Below are 18,925 nucleotides of genomic sequence, written 5' to 3'. Positions count from 1 at the left end.
CGGGCAGGATGCCCGGTTGAACACCTCTGACCGAGCACGAACGAGCCTGTTCGGATCCCTTGAAGCGGACACATCCCGAACATAGTCTCGCTGTGCCCGGCTTTCCGGATCAGCACCGCACCCCCCTGAGACCACGAGGTATACCAATGGCGTTTTCCGCACGAAGAATCCGAAGGCCGGTGGCTGCGCTGGCAGCAGCCGTGACGGCCGTGGCCGGGCTGGCGATGCTGCCGGCCGCACTCCCGGCAGCAGCAGACGGAGCAACCCCGGTGACCATCACCCCGAACCCTGCCAGCCGCGGCGAGGCGTTCGAAGGGTGGGGCACCAGCCTGGTCTGGTTCGCCAACGCAACGGCGGGCTACTCCCCCGAACTGCGTGAGGAGCTGTACCAGAAGGTCTTCGGCGAGGACGGACTGAACCTTAACATCGCCCGCTACAACGTGGGCGGCGGAAACGCCTCGGACGTGCCCGATTACCTCAACGACGGCAGCGCCGTGGAAGGCTGGTGGAAGCCGGTCACCGGGCCCGCGGCAGGCACGGCCGCGTCGAACCTCTACAACCCCGACGGCTCCGTGGATCCGGCCCAGGCGAACAAGCTGGCGTTCCTGGAACAGTGGAACCCGGACGATCCCGCCTCCTACAACCCCGATGCCGACCGGAACCAGCGGTGGTGGGTGGAACGGCTGGCCGCGGATCGGCAGATCACCCACTGGGAGGCATTCAGCAACTCCCCGCCCTGGTTCATGACCAAAAGCGGCTACGTCTCCGGCCAGGTCAACTCCAACAAGGGTGAAAACCTGCTGCCCCAGGCCGAAGCCAAGTTCGCCGCCTACATGAAGCACGCCGTCGAACTCCTGGAGACCGGCAGCGGCATCACTGTGGACACCATCGATCCGTTCAACGAGCCCAACTCCGGGTACTGGGGCACGGCAATCGACCCGGCAACCGGAAAGCCGCCCACCAGCTACACGCAGAAGCAGGAGGGCGCGCTGATCTACCCGGCCGCCCAGGACCGGGTCACCAAACTGCTCGCCGCCGAACTCGCCAAGGACAGCACCACCACGGACGCCGTCATCTCCGCGATGGACGAGACCGATCCCACCAAGTTCGTGACCAACTGGAACGGCTACAGCCAGGCGGCAAGGGACGCCGTCGCCCAGCTCAACGTCCACACCTACGGCACCAATGACCGCCGCCGGGTCCGCGACCTGGCGAACTCCACGGACAAGCCACTCTGGATGAGCGAAGTGGGCGGCTTCTGGCCCGGCAACCCGGCGCTCGGCGACTCCACCAGCGGCTGGGACCGCTCCAACATCACCAACGGCCTGGGCATCGCCGGCCGCATGGTGAACGACCTCCGCGAACTCGAGCCCGACGCCTGGGTGTTCTGGCAGCCCGTGGAGGACACCTACAAGCAGGAGAAGGCCGACAAGGGCTGGGGCTCGGTCTACGTCGACTTCGACTGCAACTACGAGGGCCGCGAAGGCTTCTCCAACCGCCGGCTCAACGACGGCGCCGCCCAGGATCAGGCAAAATGCCGTGTCCTGACCAACCAGAAGTACAACACCACCCGGAACTTCACGCACTACATCCGGCCCGGCGACTTCCTCATCCAGAACGACAACGCCAAGACCGCGAGCGCCCTGGATGCTGACGGCAACGGCGCCACACTGGTGCACTTCAACGACACCCCGACGGCGGAAAAGGTCACCCTCGACCTCAGCCGCTTCGGCGCCATCGCACCCGGCGCCACCGTCACGCCGGTGGTGACCACCAAGTCCCCCCTCGATGACATCGAACGGAACGCGCTCGTCAAGGGCGCCCCGGTCGCCGTCGACGCCGCCGCGAAGTCCGCGACGCTTGAGGTTCCCGCCGCTTCCGTGGTGACATTCGTCGTCGACGGCGTCAGCGGCGTTGCCGAGGATGCCGCACCGGTCCAGGACGGCCACAGTTACCACGTCACCGGCGATGCCAGCGGCAAATACCTCACCGGACGCGCAGACGGATCAGCCTCCATCCAGGAGCTGGGAACGACGGCGGCGGAGGTCACTTCGCAGCTGTGGACGTTCCACGCCGTGGACGGCGGAGATGAGTACGCCAACGACCGCCGCTGGGTGGTGACCACCAAGGACGGGCGAGTGCTGACCGGCAACGGCGGCGTGCTGAATGCGAGCCAGTCCGGAGCCGCGGCCCTGGCCGCCATGGGCCTGGAGCAGGCCAAAACCGCCCCCTCCGCGCAGTGGATTGTCACCACCGAAAACGGCAAGCAGTGGTCCCTGGTGAATGCCTCTGCGGCCATCGCCCTGCAGGTTTCCGGGAACCAGACGGCGGCCGGAACGGCAGTGGCACTCGGCTCCTCCACCGGCACCACGGCCACCGCAACCGGCAGCACCCACCAGTCCTGGGGATTCACGGACCTCGCGGACCTGGCGCTGCTCGGTACCAAGCCGGTGGATCTCAGCACGCCCATCGGCGTCGCACCTTCCCTTCCGGCCACCGTCACCCCGCTGTACGAAAAGGGTGAGGGCCGGCCCGTGCCGGTCCAGTGGAACGCGGTTGACCCTGCTGTCTGGAAAAAGCGCGGCACGGTGACCGTCACCGGTTCCGGGACCGACGTGTACGGACAGGCGTTCAACGACGCCAAAGTCACCGTGACGGTCGGAAAGTACACGGCCACCGACCCCGTGTCCGCGACGGTGGGCACCGGCACGGCACTCGCCGAGGTCCAGGCCGCGGCACCCGCAACCGTCCCCGGGCAGATCGGCACCGGCACGGCGCGGAACAGCCTGGCTGTCACCTGGGACTGGAGCGCTTTCGATGCCGCCGGGCTGCAGACCCCCGGAACCGCCACGGCCAGGGGTAAGGCGAGCACCGGCGTCGACGGCGACAAGCCGCTGGACGCCCAGCTGACCGTCCTTGTGGTGGACCGTGTCCCCGGCAGCCACATCTGCAAGGACGACACCACCACGACGGTCACGGCCAGTTACACCGAAGGGTCCTACCTCGCCAGGAACACGTGCGACGGCAACGCCTCAACGCGCTGGTCCAACTGGGTCAGCGGAGGCCGCGGCAGCGACACCCTGAGCTATGCCTTCAGCCGCGACTACACGGTGGACTCAGTGACCCTGACACTCGCCGAAAAGGCGGCGCAAAGCCTCACGGTCCAGTACCAGGATGCAACCGGCGCATGGAAGGGCACGACGGCGGGAACCGTCACCGGCCTGGGCACCGCCGCTCCGGCCAAGGTGTCCTTCAGTCCCGTCACCACGCGCGGCATCCGGTTGGTGCTGGCAACTCCGGGCTCGTACACCAAGGTGTCCGAGGTGGCCATTGCGGGATCGCGCCTGGGTGAGGCCGGGCTCGCCGATCTTGGCCGCCTGCTGGTGGGGCAGAAGCCAGTGGTTGGCTTTGCTGCCGGCACCACCGGATACACAGTGCTGACGACGTCGGCGGCGGCACCAGCCGTGGCGGCGTACCCGCTGGACACCAATGCGGAGGTTTCCATCGTCCAGGCAACGGCTGATCACCCGGCGACGGTCACGGTGACCGCCCCTGACGGCACCACGAAGGACTACACGGTGACCTTCGTGACCGGAAAGGCCGCCTGCGCCAACGGCGGCTGGGCCACCAACGTTGAGCCCGGGTTTGCCTCCGAAGGGGAATGCGTCAGCTACTTCGCGTCAAAATAGCAGTTGATGTAAGGGACCTCTGGCCCCCTTCGGGGAACCGCAGGCACGGCCGTTGCAGCACCGGAATCACGGGTGCTGCGACGGCAGTGCCGTCTTGGGACGACGCCGCAGTTTCCGGAGCCCGCCCGCTGTCGGGGAGAATGGAGGGCATGACCCTCACAACCTTCGCCCTCATCCGCCATGGCCAGACAGACTGGAATGCGCAGCGCAGGCTGCAGGGTGCCACCGATATTCCGCTGAACGACGTCGGCCGGGGCCAGGCGCGTGACGCCGTCGCCGTGGTGTCCGCTTACGAATGGGACGCGATCGTTTCCTCGCCGCTGAGCCGGGCTGCGGAAACCGCAGATCTGATTGCCGCCGGACTCGGGCTGCGCGTGGCCCGGCGCGTTCCGGAGCTCATCGAGCGCAGCTTCGGGCCCGCGGAGGGCCTGCAGGCCGGCCCCGAACTGGACGCCCTGCGCATTCCCGGCGGCTTCCGTGGCGCCGAAAGCGACGACGAGGCAGCCTCCCGCGGGTTGACCGCCCTGGAGGCCCTGGCCGAGGAGTTCCGCGGCCAACGCGTCCTGGTGGTCGCCCACGGCACGCTCCTGCGCGTGAGCCTCAGCCGGGCCATCGGCCGCACCCTGCAGAGCGTGGACAACGCTGCCCTCAACCTCGCCCACCACCACGCCGTTGACGGCTGGCAGCTTGAGTACTTCAACGGCGAGCCGGTCATGGAGCCCGCCGACGCCTGAGGGGCCTTCGGTTCCTGTCGATCCCGGTACCCGCCGGCGTGCGGCTATGCTGGGGAAAACCCGGCCGCAGCACGGCACGGCATGGCGGCAAGGACCAGCGGCGCTGGTCGCGGAAGGACAACCGAATGGCGCGAGCGACAGTCCAGGACGTCGCTAAGACGGCAGGAGTGTCAGTCGGGACGGTGTCCCGCGTCCTGAACAAAAGCCCGGCCGTCAGCGAGTCGAGCAAGGAAAAAGTCACAGCGGCCATCCGCCAGCTCAATTACCGGCCCCTCGCCTCCGCCCGCGACCTTCGCCGGGACCGGACCATGCGCATTCTGGCCCTCGCCAAGAACCTGAACTCGCCCGTCATCAGTGAAGCCTTCCGGGGCGTAGGGGACGCCGCCGCGTCGTCGGGCTACGTCAGCCTCATTGCCCCGACGGCCGGGGACCTGGAACGGGAACAGCAGCTGGTGGACATGCTGCGGAACGGGTCCGTGGACGGGCTGATCATGTTTTCGCCCACAATGCCGGATGAAGATGTCAACGAAATGGCCGAGCAGCTCAGCGTTGTCCAGGTCTGCGAGATCGCCGACTCCGAGGCAGCATTCGGCGTATCCATCGACGACCGGCAGGCCGCCTTCGACATCACCCGGCACCTCATCGAAACCGGCGGCCGCCGTTTGGCGATGATCGGGAACAGGGCCGCCCGCTCTGGCCGGCTGCGCGAGGAAGGCTTCCGCCAGGCGGCCGCCGAAGCGGGAATGTCGCCGGACCAGATGCTGTTCGTCGAAGGCGAGTTCGACTTCCACTCGGGGCGCCAACTCACGAGGAAACTGCTGACGGCGGACCCCCTTCCCGACGCCGTGTTCTGCGGCAGTGATACGGTCGCCGCCGGCTGCGTCCGTGAAATCACTGACGCCGGGCTGCGGGTTCCCGACGACATCGCCGTGGCAGGTTTTGACGACTCCATCCAGGCCGAAATGTGTGTGCCGGAACTGACCACGATCCGGCAGCCCGCCTATGACATGGGCAGGGTGGCCTTTGAAGCACTTTTTGCCCGGATGACGGAGCCGGGAGAACACCGCCGGGGCCGGACCTTCCTGCCGCATGAACTCGTGGTCCGCGATTCAACAAAGGGCTAGCGCAGGGGGTTGACAGGCCCCCGGGGCGGCTGCCAGACTTTTGGAATCGATTCCAATTCCAAGAAACACCAGGCAAGCCACCAATTTTGGAATCGATTCCAAATGCAACCAGCCTCCCTCCCCCACCCCCTAAGGAAGCATCTCTTGAACAACGAGCAGAAGTCGTCAGCGCAGCACGCCTCTCTCCCGGACGCAGCGCCGGCAGAAGAACTGCGGGTGGGTGTCGTCGGCATTGGCTGGGCGGGACAGCAGCACCTGAAGGCCTACGCTTCCCTGGAAGGCGTCCGCATTGTGTCGCTGGCGGGCATGGAGCAGGACCTCCGCGAGTCGCTGCAGGCCGAATACTCGATCCCGAACGCTTTCGCCGGCTGGGAAGAGATGCTTAAGTACGGTGGCCTCGACGCGATCAGCGTGGCGGTCCCCACCTTCCTGCACGCACCTATCGCCATTGCCGCCCTGGAACGCGGCCTGCACGTGCTGAGCGAGAAGCCGATCGCGCGCAACGCCGTCGAAGGCCAGGCCATGGTGGACGCCGCACGCAACGCGGGACGCGTCCTGGACGTCGCCTTCAACCACCGCCGCCGCGGAGACATCCAGGCACTCAAGGAAGTGATCGACGACGGCGGCGTGGGCCGACCGTACTACGCCAAGGCCTCCTGGCTGCGCCGCTCCGGCATCCCAACCCTGGGCAGCTGGTTCACCAACCCGGAGCTCGCAGGCGGCGGACCGCTTGCGGACATCGGTGTGCATGCCCTCGACTACGCCCTGCACCTGCTCGGCGAACCGAAAGTTGTGGCCGTGTCCGCCGCCACGCATTCAGAACTGGGACCCCAGGGACGGGGCGGCGGAAGCGAGTACTCAGCGTTGGCCTCCAGCCACGCATTCGAGGTGGAAGACTTCGCGTCCGCGTTCCTCCGTCTCGAGGGCGGCGGAACGCTGCTGATCGAGGCCAGTTGGGCTACCTACCGCGAAACGGACGATCTGCTGGACTTCACGGTCTACGGGACCGACGGCGGGGCCGAGCTCAAAGTGCAGGGAGCACCGTTCCCTCCCGTTGGCCAGCTCAGGGTCTTTACGGAAAAGGACGGCGAAAGCGCCGATTACGTGCCGCCGGTCGCGCCCGGCCGCGCGCACGATGGTGTAGTGGAAGACTTCGTTACGGCCGTCCGGGACGGTGCGGCGGCCTGGGGCGAACATGATGGCTCGCTGGCCCTCTACCGCGCCCAAATCATCGATGCGTGCTACCAGTCGGCACGCGAACAGAGGGAGGTTCGTCTCTAATGAACGACAAACTGAGAATCCGGGTCTGGAACGAGGGCGTCCACGAGGCGCTCAACGAGCCGTCCCACATCGGAGAGATCTACCCCGATGGCATCCACGGCGCCATCGCAACCGGGCTGCGTTCCTACTACCCGGACGCAGAGATCACGACGGCGGTCCTGGCCACCGACGATGAACACGGCCTTGACGAGGAGGTCCTCGCCGAGACGGACGTGCTGCTGTGGTGGGGCCACATGGCCCACGCCGAGGTGAGCGAGGCCGTCGTCGAACGCGTCCACCGGCACGTCCTGGGCGGGATGGGGCTGATCGTGCTCCATTCAGGGCACTTCGCCAAAGTGTTCACCCGGCTGCTGGGCACCAGCTGCTCGCTGGCGTGGCGGAACGAGGGCGAACGCGAGCTCGTGTGGACCGTCAAGCCCTCGCACCCCATCGCCGAGGGTGTGGACAGCCCCATCGTCATCCCCGAGCAGGAGATGTACGGCGAGCTGTTCGACATCCCGGACCCCGACGACCTGATCTTCATCAGCTCGTTCGCCGGCGGCGAGGTGTTCCGGTCCGGGGTCACGTTCACCCGGGGCAAGGGCAGGATCTTCTACTTCAGCCCCGGCGACCAGGAATACCCCGTGTACCACCACCCGCAGATCCAGCGGGTCCTCGCGAACGGCGTGCGCTGGGCGGCCGAGCCCGGGCTGCACCGCTCGGTCCCGGCCGTGAGCAACCCTGCCCTTGGCTCCTTCGGGGAGGCGTAGGACATGACCAAATACCTCATCTCCTTCCCGAGCGAAGCCATGGTGGTCACCGCCGATGACTTCCCGGTCGTCGTCGCCGAATCCCATGCTGTGATCGAGGAGGCGAAGGCCGCGGGCGTCTACGTATTCGGCGGCGGGATCGCGGAGGACGTCGCTCCCGTGCTGGTCTCCGCCGACGGGTCGGTGGGCAACGAGATCTATCCGGGCTCCGAACTCAAGGGCGGGTTCACCGTGCTGGAACTGCCGACGCGGGACGACGCGGTCGAATGGGCGAGGAAGATCGCGGTTGCCTGCCGTTGCCCGCAGGAGCTCCGCGAGTTCGGCTACGACCCCGCGAGCTAGGTGCCAGTAAGTCCGGCCCAGACGGCGGCGGCGTCAACTGCGGTGCCGTCCGCGAACTCGAACCGTCCGCCGCCGTCGCCAGGACCGCCGTCGGCCGGGACATACCGGACGGTGCCGGCGGCCTCCGCGTTTCCCGCTCCGGCGAGGACGACGACGGCGGCATAGTCGCCGTCGTCCGCCGCACCGGACGTGCCAATCCAGGGAACCGTGAGCAGCTCCCCCATCGGGTGCGGGGCCTCCCGCCGCCAGGTTCCGGCGTCGTCCAGGGGCGAGCCCCAACCGGCCAGCGAACGGATTTCGCTGGCCATCGGGGACTCCGCATCCACGGGCCAGCCGCCGATCCGCAGCCGCGCGGGCGCCCCGGGGGACGTGCCGCGAACCCGGACCAGCCTCAGCTCCACGGCACCGCGCGTCAGCGAGACCACGGTGACATCCGGCCCGGGCGTCGCCGTGCCCCTGGCGCCGCTGCCGTGGTCCGGGCCGCCGTCGGGATCAACCTCGATCCAGTTGACGGTGGCACGGGAGGCGCCGGCCAGGACCCCGCCGATGTCCTTCTGGCCCAGGAACTCAAAGCCGGTGCGGTGCGTGAGGCATCCCCCGGCGTCGACCAGCACCACGGCGTTGTCCAGGGATTCCGGCTCCAGGTCCGGGAAGGTGTGGGTGGAGTATCCGAGCCGGGCGTAGAGCGGGGAATCGGCCACCGCGGCTCCGGCGTTGGCGTGGTCGGTGCCGTGGTTCCGGATCCGGACCACGCCGTCGGACGCTGTTCCGTCCACCTGCCAGCCGGGCGCGGCGATCAGGCGCTGCGTGTCGCCGGCTTCCACGGGCAGGGGTTCCTCGACGGCGGTCCACACCCGGTGGTCCGCCGGCAGTGCAAGTCCCAGGAAGCCCTTGGCGGCCCAGTACGGCGAGCCTGCACCGGAGTAGGACTGCTTCATTCCGGCGAACTCGCCGTGCCAGCCGATCGAGAGCAGGCCGTCGTCGGTGATGGATCCGTGGCGGACGAAATAGTCCAGCATGCCGGAGGCCGCGCGCCGGCCCATCCCGGGGGACAGTCGGGTGTGGCCGGAGAGCTCGCCCACCCAGAACGGCGCCGCCGCTGCGAAGCGGTAGATGAGGCTGCGGCCCTGGATCAGCGGGGCGCCGTTGCCGCCCACGAGGTACGCGGCGTCGTCCAGGAAGTCGGCGAGCCGTTCGCCGTCGAGCTCTTTCCGGGCCTGGACCCGCGGATCATCAGGCGCCATCAGCGCCCACAGTTGCGGGTAGACCTGGAAGGCCCAGCCCACGTAGTGGTCGTAGGCGCGCTCGGGGCCATCGGCGAACCAGCCGTGGCCGCGGTAGAGCGAATCGTGGATGGCCAGGCCGGCGTCGATGTCCTCGTCCGAGGAGCGCCCGCCGACGCTGGCCAGGAAGGTCTCCACCACAATCTGGAACCAGACCCAGTTGATGGGCGGGTACTCCTCACCGATCACCGTTTCAAACCACGCAACCAGCTGCTCCTGGACCCGCTGCGGGAGCTTGTCCCACAGCACGTCCCGGGTCAGCGCCAGCCCCACGGCCAACGACGCCGCCTCCACCTTCGCCTGGCCCAATTCGCCGGGCGTGGGCCAGCGGTCCGGGTTCGCGGGGTTGGTCCCGGCGTCCAGGCCCTTCGCATACCAGTCTGCGATCCAGCCCGTTGCCTGCGGGTCGCCGGCGATCCGGAAAGAGGCCAGCAGGAAGGTCCGGGCGAAGGCTTCAAGCGAGTCACTGCGCGGGCCGTAGGCGCTGTTGGCGCCGGGCAGGTGGATGTTGGCGTGGTCATCGGTGCCGTAGCGCTGGGCCGAGCGGAGCAGATGGTCGGCGTAGGCGCACCAGTGCGCGCGGGTCAGGCCGGTATGCGGCGAAAGCCCGCGGTCCGCGGCGGGCAGGGTCAGGGCAGGCGGGGTTGCTGTGGATGGCATGGGGTCCTCAGGGTCGGAAGGCTGGCGATCTTGGATGGCTGGCGGTCAGGGAGGGCTGGCGGTCAGGGAGGCTAGACGGCGGCGAGCCAGGCGATGGCACGCAGCAGGAGTTCACGGTGCTCGGGTGACTGGAAGGAGGCGGCGTCATGGCCCAGGGCGTCGTAGAAGGTACGTCCCGGCCGGCGGTCCAGGGACCACATGACCGGATGCTCGCTGCCCTCGTGGGTGTGGGTGGCATGGACCTTGATGCCGGGCGCTGTCCGGAGGTAGCTGTAGCGCTCATCCGGCAGCTCGAAGTCCTCGATGCCCTCCACCAGGGCGCCGGATTCCTGAAGGACGTGGATCGCCGCCGGCCCGTACTCGGGATGCATCGAGGTCCCACGGATCCACCTGCCACCCAGTCCGGTTTCCCATTCGGGGGCGTCGGCGAAGCTGGTGGAGCTGACATGGCTCACCAGCAGCGGACGCCCGTCCGCCAGCCATCGCCGCAGCCCGGCCGAGGCTTCCGGGGTCCCGGGCGACGGACGGTCATCGCGCGGAAGTCCCACGTTCACCACGAGGAGGTCCGGCAGCCCGGCGTCGGCAGGTCCACCCGGCGCGGCCAGGCCGGACAGGGCGGAGTCGACGTCCTCCGCCATATCGACGGCGAAGCCGGCCTCCCGGAGCAGGCCCGCCAAAGCTGCGGACGTCTCCGCGAACGGATGCCAGGGGTCAGCGTACCGGCCGACTCCGCTCAGGAGCAGAGCCCGCGGAGCCGCCGGCCTGCCCGCCGTCACAGGGATTCCTGGAGCACGCCCGGCGCCGGGACCCGCGGCGCGCCGATGGATGACTCGCGCAGGATCAGCTCCGGGTTCAGTTCGATCCGGTGCACTGGCCGCAGCCGTCCCTCCGCGAGGCGCGCAGCCATGAGCTGGACGGCCACCTTCCCCACGTACTGCTTGGGCGGGCGGACGGCCGAGATGGCGGGCTCGGCAAGATAGGCCACTTCGTCGTCGTAGCCCACGATCGCCATGTCCCCCGGCACCTGGAGTCCCTTGTCCACGCAATGCTGTACAAGAGCCACCGCCTGGGTGTCCGAGTGGACCAGCAGGGCCGTCGTCCCGGTCTTCTTGCACAGTTCCAGGACGTGGTCGAAGTGTGCGGCCCGGTCTCCGTTCGGCAGCTTGGCCGAATCCTCGTGGACAGAGCCCTCCACCGGGATCTTCAGGGCCGTCAGGGCCTGCCGCCACCCGCGCACCACGTGGGGCGTGGTGGGGCTGGCAGAATCGGCGAGGCAGCCGATCTGCCGGTGGCCCTCCTGCCACAGGTGCCGCACCGCCATGCCGGCGCCGAACGCGTGGTCCGTGGCAACCCATTCGAGGCGGTGCGCCGGGTTTTCCACGGGCGAGCGCCGTTCTGCCAGCACCACCGGAATGGGCAGCGCGTTGAGCCAGCGGAGCAGCTCCTGCCCGTGTTCGCCGGTCAGGTCCGGGGCGACGATCAGGCCGTCGATGTTCTGGGTGTCGAGCAGCGCCTGGACCTGCCGCCGGTTGTCGGCGGCGTCATAGGCCGAGCCTCGGACCAGGATCCGCAGGTTCTGCACCTCGGCCTCGGCCCTGGCGCCGCTGATGACCTGTGGCCAGTAATAGTCCAGGGACGGCACAACCATGCCGATCGAGTAGCTGTGCTGCGGCGTCCGGGCCGCCGTCGCCGACCTGTCCAGCGGGCTGGGCAGCGTGGCTCCCCCGTGGACCCGCGACACCAGGCCCTCATCGGCCAACAGGTTGACGTCCCGCCGGATGGTCAGTTCGCTGACGCCCAGCTTCACCGCAATGCCGCGGACCGTGATGGCCCCGTGGGCACGCAGTTCCTCCATCAGCCGCTCGCGGCGCTGGAGCGAGAACAGGGATTTTCCGGCGTTCTCGGATGGTTGGTCAGGGCTCATGGTGTTGCCTCCACTGTCAGGGTGAATGTGCCGGCTGGGCGGTGTTCTTCGGGCAGTCGGAAGCGCAGTCGGGTCAGCCGTGCGCCCCACACGTCGGACAGCAGGGGGTCATCCAGCAGCCATTCATCCACCAGGACGACGGCGGCGCCCGGCTCCCAGCGCAGGCGGACTCCCCTGCCGTTCCCGGCGAACGGTATGTCAGCCGCCGGGATGCCGTCCGGCAGGATGGTGGCGGAGCAGTCTTCACCGAGGCGGACGGTGCCGGCCGCGAGGTAGGTGATGTCGACGTCGGGCGTTCCATTGTCCGGCACCTCCGGAAGATCCCAGCGGTCGGCGACGACCACCTGCCGGGCCTCCCGGTCCAGCGAGGATGTCCGGATCCACTGCTCCGGGCGCAGTCCGTACGCTCCTCCGAGGGCCAGCGCGAGTGTTGGGTTGTCAGGGATGGGCGCCTGCAGGACGTCCGCCGCGAAGTCCTTCCCGGTGCCCTGCTCCAGGCCGAACGGTGCGGGAACGCTGTGCCAGGCGCTTTGCATGGCGCGGATTTCGTAGCGTTCCGGGCTGAAGGTCTTGGCCGTATAGGTGGGCTGGCCGGCGTCGACCAGCAGCGGAACGCCGTCGACGGCAACCAACACGGAGCCGACGTCGCGGTGGTTGTGGTGCTCCCCGTTGTGCCCGCCCTTCGCGGCGAGCAGCAGGCCCTGGTCTGTGCCGGCGGTTTCGCGGGCCACCATGATCTGCACCGACGGGAGGTAGGCGAACGGCACCAGGGGCGGGCCTCCAGCGGGCTCATCGGCGCCTTGTTCCGACCCGCGCAGGAGCGCGTGCAGCACCCGGCCCAGTCCCGCCGTCGCCTCCGGCTGGCCGGAGACGAAAGACGCTGCGTGTCCCGCGGCGTCACGGTCATCCAGGCGCAGCGCCCACCGGTGCAGCATGTCCCACGGCAGCGCGCTGGCCGCCCGGGCCGGACCGTCGGCAACGTTGAGGAACCAGGTTCCGCCCAGATGCATCCGGTGCGGAAAGGCAACGAGCTGGCGGACCACGGGGAGATCGACGTCGAGCGCCCCGTCTGTGGCTTCCTCCAGCAGCGCGAGGCCCTCCAGCGCCCTGCCGGCCCCGTTCCACCAGTAGGCGAAGCCCTCGTCGATGGCCCCGTCCGCGGGGATGGAGGCCAGGAAACGGTCCAGGCCCTCGATGCAGCGGGCAACGGCGGCTGCCTGGAGCTGGGGATCGTCCACCAGGAACAGCGCTGCAGCAATCAGGTTCGTATGGATCCACGGGTTCCAGTTGTGGACGTCACCGTCCAGCCCAAGCCAGTGCCAGTCCATCCGGTCGAGGAAGGGATTGATGACGCGTTCCTGGGTTTCCTGCCGGATCCGGCGGCGCAGGCCGGGCGCCCGGGCATCCAGGGAGTCGCCGAGCACGTAGTCCGTCCACGCGAGCTGCGCGGCGACTTCACCGGCGCCAAGGTCCAGGTACGGCCGGGACTTGTCCGGCACCACCTCGCCGCTGCGGCTGAAGACGTCGTCGTGCGCGGCCCAGCTCCAGGAGCTCTGTTCGCAGAGCAGGTAGACGCCGTCGACCACCTCGTCCAGCCAATCAGCGGCGGCTCCGCCCCCAGTGGCGTCGTTGCCGCCCAGGAGGACGCTGCCGGCGTCGGTGCTGGCGTGGCCCGCTCCGGCGCCGCTCCCGGCAACCATTCCGCCGTCGCGTCCGGCGAGCAGGGCCATCGCAACGGCACGCGTCAGGCGCTGCTGGCGCGCCCCCACCAGTCCTTCGTAGGCGGTGCGGTTGCCGTCCCGGAAGTAGCGGGCGTAGTGCGAAACCAGGGGCTGAGGCCAGGCTGTCCCTCGTTCGGTCCACGCTTGGGCGGCCAGGCCGGCGGAGGCAGCCTCGCTGACGCCGAGCCAGGCGGCATCGCCCAGCTTGCGGATGCGGAGTCCGGACAGCCCACCCGCCAGCAGGTCTGCGAGGCCGGAAGGAGACGCGTTCGTTCCCCACGCGGAGGCGAGAGGGCGGGCCCCCAGGGCCGTGGCCGGCGTGCCGCCGGCAGGTGGTGCATTCATTAAAGACTCTTCTCGGATGTTCGAGTCGGATCATTTGAGATCGATGCTGAACGAGGTGATTGATCTGTCTTGTTTATGAGTATCTACTGATTGTTAGATGTGATGCAAGACATGAAATCGCCCCCAAGGGCAACACCAAGAAACCTGAAAGGAGGATTCCCTGATGTCACCCAAACCCAAGGCGCTGCTGGTCATGAATAGCGGAACCTTTGCAGATCAATTCGATTCCACACGCCTGCAGCGGCTCGCCGGACTCGTTGACCTGGGTGGACAGCCGTGGACGGATTCTCTGGATTCCCCGGACCTCGCCGGCCGCCTGGCAGACGTGGAAATCCTGCTCACCAGCTGGGGAGTTCCGCTGCTCACTTCCGAGCGTCTTGAGCGGATGCCCAAGCTGCGGGCAGTCTTCCACTGCGCCGGCACCGTCCGCAGCTTCGCGAGCGACAAGCTGTGGGAACGCGGCATCCTGGTCACCAACGGCGCGGACGCAAACGCCATCCCCGTTGCCGAGTTCACCTTCGCCTCCATCGTCCTTGCGGGCAAAAAGGCCCACGTCCTGGCTAACGATGCCCGCACGCACCGGGACGACTGGAGCTACTCCACGCAGCGTGGCGAACTCGGCAACATCGGACGGGTCATCGGTGTGATCGGGTTCTCCCGGATCGGACGCCGGGTTGTCCAGCTCGTCCAGCAGCTGCAGGACGTCACCGTCCTGGTCAGCGATCCGCACGCTGACCCGCTCGCCGTCGAGGCAGCCGGCGGACGGCTCGTTCCGCTGGCGGAACTCCTTCCGGCCTCGGACATCGTGACGGTCCACGCACCCGCGCTGCCCGAAACCCGCCACATGATCGGGGCTCCTGAGCTCCGGGCCATGAAGGACCACTCAACCCTCATCAATACGGCCCGCGGATCGCTGGTGGACACCAGGGCACTCGAAGTTGAGTGCGCCACCGGCCGGATCCACGCCCTCCTCGATGTCACGGAACCCGAGCCGCTGCCGCGGGACTCGGTGCTCTATGACCTCCCCAACGTGGTCATTACCCCGCACATCGCCGGTTCCCTGGGAACGGAAACCCGGCGGATGTCCGACGCCGCACTGGATGACCTTGAACGGTTCCTGACTGGTCAGGAACTCCTCGCCCAGGTGGTCCACGAAGACCTTTCACTCAGCGCCTGACCCACACTAAAACGCCGCAAATGCGGCAGACTTAAAACTCACCTAAGGAGAACGCAATGAAGCGCACAACCCTCGCCGCGATAGCCCTGGCCGTAACGGCCGGGCTTGGCATGACCGGTTGCGCAGGAGCCGCCGGACCGGCGGAGCCGCAGGCCCAGAACGGCAAAACCCGCCTGACTGTATCCGTGTGGAACTACGAAGGAACACCGGAGTTCAAGGCGCTGTTCGACGGCTACGAAGCCGCCAACCCCAACGTGGACATCGAACCGGTGGACATCCTCGCCGATGACTACCCGCAGAAGGTCACCACCATGCTGGCCGGCGGCGACACCACCGACGTCCTGACCATGAAGAACGTCATCGACTACTCCCGGTACGCCAGCAACGGCCAGCTCCAGGAGATCAACAGCGTGGTGGACACGCTGGACAAGGACAACCTCGCCGGCCTGGACGCGTTCGACGTCGACGGCAAGTACTTCGCCGCCCCCTACCGGCAGGACTTCTGGCTCCTCTACTACAACAAGGACCTCTTCAAGGCCGCCGGTGTTGAAGATCCCGCCGACCTCACCTGGGACGAATACGCGGCCCTCGCCCAGAAGCTCACCACCAAGGGCTCCGACGGCAAGACCGTCTACGGCACTTACCACCACATCTGGCGCTCCGTCATCCAGGCCATTTCCGCAGCCCAAAACGACGGCGACCAGATCAGCGGCGATTACGGCTTCTTCGAGGACCAGTACAACACCGCCCTGGACCTGCAGAAGAGCGGGGCCACCCTGGAGTTCGGTACGGCCAAGAGCCAGAAGACGAGCTACCGCACCATGTTCGAGACCGGCCAGGCTGCCATGATGCCGATGGGCACCTGGTACATCTCCGGCCTCACCCAGGCCAAGAAGGACGGCAAGACCAACGTCAACTGGGGCCTGGCCCCGATGCCGCAGAAGAAGTCCGGCGGCGATGTCACCACGTTCGGCTCCCCCACAGCTTTCGCCGTGAACAAGAACGCCTCCCACTCGGATGAAGCCAAGAAGTTCATCGAGTGGGCCGCCGGCGAAGAGGGCGCCAAGGCCATCTCCAAGATCGGAGTCGTTCCTGCACTGAAGAATGGCACAGTGACCGACGCCTACTTCAAGCTCGATGGCCTTCCCACGGATGAACTGTCCAAGAAGGCCTTCACCCCTGACAGGACAGCCCTCGAAATGCCCGTGAGCGACAAGTCCGCGGCGACCGACAAGATCCTCAACCAGGAGCACGACCTCATCATGGTCGGTGAGCGCTCCGTGGCGGACGGCATCGCTGAAATGGGCAAGCGGGTCAAGAGCGAAGTCCTGGGCCAGTGACTACAGAGACACTCAAGAGGGCCCCGGCTGTCCACAGCCGGGGCAACCGGAAGCAGGCACGGCGCAACACGCTGATCGGCTGGACTTTCATCCTTCCGAACTTCCTGGGCTTCCTGGCCTTCACCCTGATCCCCGTCCTCGCCGCCTTCGCCCTGTCCTTTATGGAGTGGACCTCGTTCAGCGCCCCGCGCTGGGTGGGTCTGGCAAACTTCCAGCGGATGATGCAGAGTGACACCTTCTGGGTGGCCCTGCGCAACACGGTGGTCTACGCCCTGGGACATGTCCCGCTGACCATGGCCCTCGCCCTGGTCCTGGCCCTGCTCCTGAACCGCAAGCTCAAGGGCATCGGCTTCTTCCGGGTGGCCATCTTCTTCCCCTACATCACCTCCCTGGTGGCCGTCGCCGTCGTCTGGAACATGCTCTTCAGCCCGGACACCGGCCCCATCAACCAGCTCCTGCACGCCGTTGGCATCGCCGAGGCACCGGGCTGGACGTCCAGCTCCGACTGGGCCATGCCCGCCGTGATCATCACCAGCGTGTGGCGGGACATGGGCTACTACATGATCCTGTACTTAGCCGGGCTCCAGGCCATCCCCACCGAACTCTACGAAGCAGCCGAGGTGGACGGCGCCAGCCCGTGGCAGCGGTTCTGGAACGTCACCCTGCCATCGCTGCGGCCCACCACGTTCTTTGTGGTGGTCATGCTGACCGTGTCCAGTTTCAAGGTCTTTGACCTGATCGTGGTCATGACCAACGGCGGGCCGGGACGCGCCACCACCGTGCTGTCCCAGCTCATCTACCAGGAAGGCATCGGCGAAGGGAAGTTCGGCTATTCGTCAGCCATCTCGCTGGTGCTGTTCGTCATCGTCCTGACGGTCACCGTCCTGCAATTCAAGCTCCAACAGCGGAGGGAACGCTGATGACCAACATGGCCGAAGACCTCAAGGCCGAGGCACCCTTCATCGGCAGGGGCCTGGCGCCCACTCCGGAGGACCGCCGTCGTTCCCAGCGCAAGCGGTCCACGCGCGAACAGAATAAGCGGACCACCGACGTCGTCATCTACGCAGTCCTGGCCGTGCTGGTCCTGGCGCTGCTGGTGCCGTTCATCTGGATGCTCTCCTCCTCCCTGAAGGAGAACAACCAGGTCCTCACCGTCCCCATCCAGTGGATCCCCTCGGAGTTCGTGTGGAGCAACTACACGGAGATATGGACCCGCATCCCGATGATGGGCTACCTGCAGAACTCCCTCTACCTCGCGGTGATCATCACCTGTCTGCAGGTCCTCACCGGGTCCCTCGCCGCCTACGGCTTCTCGAAGGTCCGCTTCCCGGGCAGGGACGTGCTGTTCCTGGCCTACATCGGAACCATTGCCGTCCCGTGGCAGGCGTACATGGTGCCGCAGTACATCATGATGCAGCAGCTGGGGCTCACCAACAGCTTCAACGCCCTCATCCTGCTCCAGGCGTTCGGCGCGTTCGGGGTCTTCCTGATGCGCCAGTACTACATGACCATCCCCGATGAGCTGTGCGAGGCCGCCCGCATCGACGGCCTCAGCGAATACGGCATCTGGGCGCGGGTGATCCTGCCCCTGTCCAAGCCCGCCCTCGCCAGCCTGGCGCTGCTGACCTTCGTCAACACGTGGAACGACTACATGGGCCCGTTCATCTACCTCACGTCCAACCGCCTCTGGACCGTCCAGCTGGGCCTTCGTTCCTTCGTGGGGCAGTTCGATGCCGAATACGCCATGATCATGACCGGGTCCGTCATCTCGGTGATCCCGATCCTGATCATCTTCCTGGTCGGCCAGCGCTATTTCATCCAGGGCATCGCGACGAGCGGCATGAAGGGATGACTTCGTTGGCTGGGCAGAAGCCGCGCCGCTGGGCCGGGCCGGGGTTCGAAACCTTCGGGAGCATCTTCGGGTTCGTCTACACGTTCCTCGCCGGGAATGTGATGCTGGCCCTGGCCAACGCCCCGCTGGTGTTTTGCCTCGCCCTCGTGGCCGATCCCGTGGCCTCGTGGCCTTTCTTCCTGGCGCTTTCTGTGACGGTGCCGCCGTCGCTCGCCGGCCTGTTCACGGCCTTCCAGGCACTGAACGACGACGGCGGCGCGGTCAAGCCGTTTGCCTCCTTCCTCCGGGGTTATGCGCGCAACTTCCGGCGTGCCGCGCCGCTGGGGCTGGCAGCGGTTGCGCTGCTGCTGTTCCTCGGCGTCGACCTCGTCGCCGTCCGGTCGATGCCGGCGGCAGCGGTGCTGGTCCCGGTCATCGTGGTGGCCGCGGCTGCCACGGTGACCGTGGCTGTGCTGGTGATTGCCGGCGTCGTCCTTCTCCCGGGCGCCAGGCTCAAGAGCCTGGCCAAGGCTTCCCTCTACCTGTGTGTCCAGCGCTGGTACCTGAGCCTGGCCATGCTGGTGCTGCTCGGCATCATCGCCTCGGCCGCGCTGCTCCAGCCGGTACTGGGCGTGGCCCTGGCGCCTGCTCCGCTCCTGTTTGTTGTCTGGAGCAACGCCGCGTTCGCGTTCCACGCCGTCCTGCGCCAGGACTGACAGCACTGC

The 18,925-nt window shown here is 67.4% G+C and carries 15 protein-coding genes; 11 read left to right on the top strand and 4 right to left on the bottom strand.

What is annotated here, in order from left to right; genetic code table 11:
* The first annotated feature begins 146 nt into the window (after positions 1-146).
* From EYS21_RS06100 to EYS21_RS06075, 6 genes are all read left to right on the top strand, one after another.
* On the top strand, positions 147-3,689 hold the full coding sequence (locus EYS21_RS06100) for a glycoside hydrolase (protein WP_131132293.1): 3,543 nt from the start codon (positions 147-149) through the stop codon (positions 3,687-3,689).
* Between the two features lie 149 nt (positions 3,690-3,838).
* Positions 3,839-4,423: a histidine phosphatase family protein gene (locus tag EYS21_RS06095; protein WP_131132292.1), complete on the top strand. Its 585-nt coding sequence runs from the start codon at positions 3,839-3,841 to the stop codon at positions 4,421-4,423.
* Positions 4,424-4,548: 125 nt separating this feature from the next.
* A complete protein-coding gene (locus EYS21_RS06090; RefSeq protein WP_131132291.1) occupies positions 4,549-5,547 on the top strand; it encodes a LacI family DNA-binding transcriptional regulator in 999 nt (332 codons plus the stop codon).
* Positions 5,548-5,691: 144 nt separating this feature from the next.
* On the top strand, positions 5,692-6,828 hold the full coding sequence (locus EYS21_RS06085) for a Gfo/Idh/MocA family oxidoreductase (protein ID WP_131132290.1): 1,137 nt from the start codon (positions 5,692-5,694) through the stop codon (positions 6,826-6,828).
* Positions 6,828-7,577, top strand: a complete 750-nt coding sequence (locus EYS21_RS06080; RefSeq protein WP_131132289.1) for a ThuA domain-containing protein — start codon at positions 6,828-6,830, stop codon at positions 7,575-7,577. Before EYS21_RS06085 ends, EYS21_RS06080 begins: the two co-directional genes overlap by 1 nt.
* A 3-nt stretch (positions 7,578-7,580) precedes the next feature.
* Positions 7,581-7,919: a transcription initiation protein gene (locus EYS21_RS06075; protein ID WP_131132288.1), complete on the top strand. Its 339-nt coding sequence runs from the start codon at positions 7,581-7,583 to the stop codon at positions 7,917-7,919.
* On the opposite strand, the gene EYS21_RS06070 is transcribed toward EYS21_RS06075, so the two are convergent.
* From EYS21_RS06070 to EYS21_RS06055, 4 genes are all read right to left on the bottom strand, one after another.
* Positions 7,916-9,862, bottom strand: coding sequence for a DUF2264 domain-containing protein (locus EYS21_RS06070; protein ID WP_131132287.1), 1,947 nt, complete (start codon positions 9,860-9,862; stop codon positions 7,916-7,918). The two genes, EYS21_RS06075 and EYS21_RS06070, sit on opposite strands and share 4 nt — an antisense overlap.
* A 71-nt stretch (positions 9,863-9,933) precedes the next feature.
* Positions 9,934-10,638 carry a ThuA domain-containing protein gene (locus tag EYS21_RS06065; protein ID WP_131132286.1) on the bottom strand — a complete coding sequence of 235 codons (705 nt, stop codon included), beginning with the start codon at positions 10,636-10,638 and terminating at the stop codon, positions 9,934-9,936.
* The gene (locus EYS21_RS06060; protein WP_131132285.1) at positions 10,635-11,786 is read right to left on the bottom strand and encodes a substrate-binding domain-containing protein; all 1,152 of its coding nucleotides are present in this window, start codon (positions 11,784-11,786) and stop codon (positions 10,635-10,637) included. Before EYS21_RS06060 ends, EYS21_RS06065 begins: the two co-directional genes overlap by 4 nt.
* On the bottom strand, positions 11,783-13,852 hold the full coding sequence (locus EYS21_RS06055) for a heparinase II/III family protein (RefSeq protein ID WP_131132284.1): 2,070 nt from the start codon (positions 13,850-13,852) through the stop codon (positions 11,783-11,785). The genes EYS21_RS06060 and EYS21_RS06055 overlap by 4 nt, the downstream gene beginning before the upstream one ends.
* A gap of 163 nt (positions 13,853-14,015) precedes the next feature.
* Here EYS21_RS06055 and EYS21_RS06050 point away from each other — a divergent pair, with 163 nt between their 5' ends.
* Genes EYS21_RS06050 through EYS21_RS06030 form a run of 5 tightly spaced genes read left to right on the top strand, consistent with a single transcriptional unit; the run spans position 14,016 to position 18,916 of the window.
* On the top strand, positions 14,016-15,029 hold the full coding sequence (locus EYS21_RS06050; RefSeq protein WP_131132283.1) for a hydroxyacid dehydrogenase: 1,014 nt from the start codon (positions 14,016-14,018) through the stop codon (positions 15,027-15,029).
* Between the two features lie 56 nt (positions 15,030-15,085).
* Entirely contained in the window at positions 15,086-16,369 is a 1,284-nt protein-coding gene (locus EYS21_RS06045) for a sugar ABC transporter substrate-binding protein (RefSeq protein ID WP_131132282.1), read from the top strand.
* Complete coding sequence (locus tag EYS21_RS06040) at positions 16,366-17,289, top strand: sugar ABC transporter permease (RefSeq protein WP_131132281.1); 924 nt, start codon at positions 16,366-16,368, stop codon at positions 17,287-17,289. Before EYS21_RS06045 ends, EYS21_RS06040 begins: the two co-directional genes overlap by 4 nt.
* Positions 17,289-18,221, top strand: a complete 933-nt coding sequence (locus EYS21_RS06035) for a carbohydrate ABC transporter permease (protein ID WP_131132280.1) — start codon at positions 17,289-17,291, stop codon at positions 18,219-18,221. Before EYS21_RS06040 ends, EYS21_RS06035 begins: the two co-directional genes overlap by 1 nt.
* Positions 18,218-18,916, top strand: a complete 699-nt coding sequence (locus EYS21_RS06030; protein ID WP_242633306.1) for a hypothetical protein — start codon at positions 18,218-18,220, stop codon at positions 18,914-18,916. The genes EYS21_RS06035 and EYS21_RS06030 overlap by 4 nt, the downstream gene beginning before the upstream one ends.
* Positions 18,917-18,925 lie beyond the last annotated feature (9 nt).

The organism is Arthrobacter sp. S39, from assembly GCF_004320525.1.
Taxonomy (GTDB): domain Bacteria; phylum Actinomycetota; class Actinomycetes; order Actinomycetales; family Micrococcaceae; genus Arthrobacter.
Note: the sequence above shows the minus strand (reverse complement) of the source record. Positions and strands in the feature narration are given on the sequence as shown.

What these genes read in the sequence shown, in the direction of transcription:
- EYS21_RS06055 (WP_131132284.1), bottom strand. Translation starts at nt 13,852, where the DNA reads ATGAATGCACCACCTGCCGGCGGCACGCCGGCCACGGCCCTGGGGGCC.
- EYS21_RS06050 (WP_131132283.1), top strand. Translation starts at nt 14,016, where the DNA reads ATGTCACCCAAACCCAAGGCGCTGCTGGTCATGAATAGCGGAACCTTT.
- EYS21_RS06045 (WP_131132282.1), top strand. Translation starts at nt 15,086, where the DNA reads ATGAAGCGCACAACCCTCGCCGCGATAGCCCTGGCCGTAACGGCCGGG.
- EYS21_RS06080 (WP_131132289.1), top strand. Translation starts at nt 6,828, where the DNA reads ATGAACGACAAACTGAGAATCCGGGTCTGGAACGAGGGCGTCCACGAG.
- EYS21_RS06095 (WP_131132292.1), top strand. Translation starts at nt 3,839, where the DNA reads ATGACCCTCACAACCTTCGCCCTCATCCGCCATGGCCAGACAGACTGG.
- EYS21_RS06035 (WP_131132280.1), top strand. Translation starts at nt 17,289, where the DNA reads ATGACCAACATGGCCGAAGACCTCAAGGCCGAGGCACCCTTCATCGGC.
- EYS21_RS06075 (WP_131132288.1), top strand. Translation starts at nt 7,581, where the DNA reads ATGACCAAATACCTCATCTCCTTCCCGAGCGAAGCCATGGTGGTCACC.
- EYS21_RS06030 (WP_242633306.1), top strand. Translation starts at nt 18,218, where the DNA reads ATGACTTCGTTGGCTGGGCAGAAGCCGCGCCGCTGGGCCGGGCCGGGG.
- EYS21_RS06070 (WP_131132287.1), bottom strand. Translation starts at nt 9,862, where the DNA reads ATGCCATCCACAGCAACCCCGCCTGCCCTGACCCTGCCCGCCGCGGAC.
- EYS21_RS06060 (WP_131132285.1), bottom strand. Translation starts at nt 11,786, where the DNA reads ATGAGCCCTGACCAACCATCCGAGAACGCCGGAAAATCCCTGTTCTCG.
- EYS21_RS06090 (WP_131132291.1), top strand. Translation starts at nt 4,549, where the DNA reads ATGGCGCGAGCGACAGTCCAGGACGTCGCTAAGACGGCAGGAGTGTCA.
- EYS21_RS06100 (WP_131132293.1), top strand. Translation starts at nt 147, where the DNA reads ATGGCGTTTTCCGCACGAAGAATCCGAAGGCCGGTGGCTGCGCTGGCA.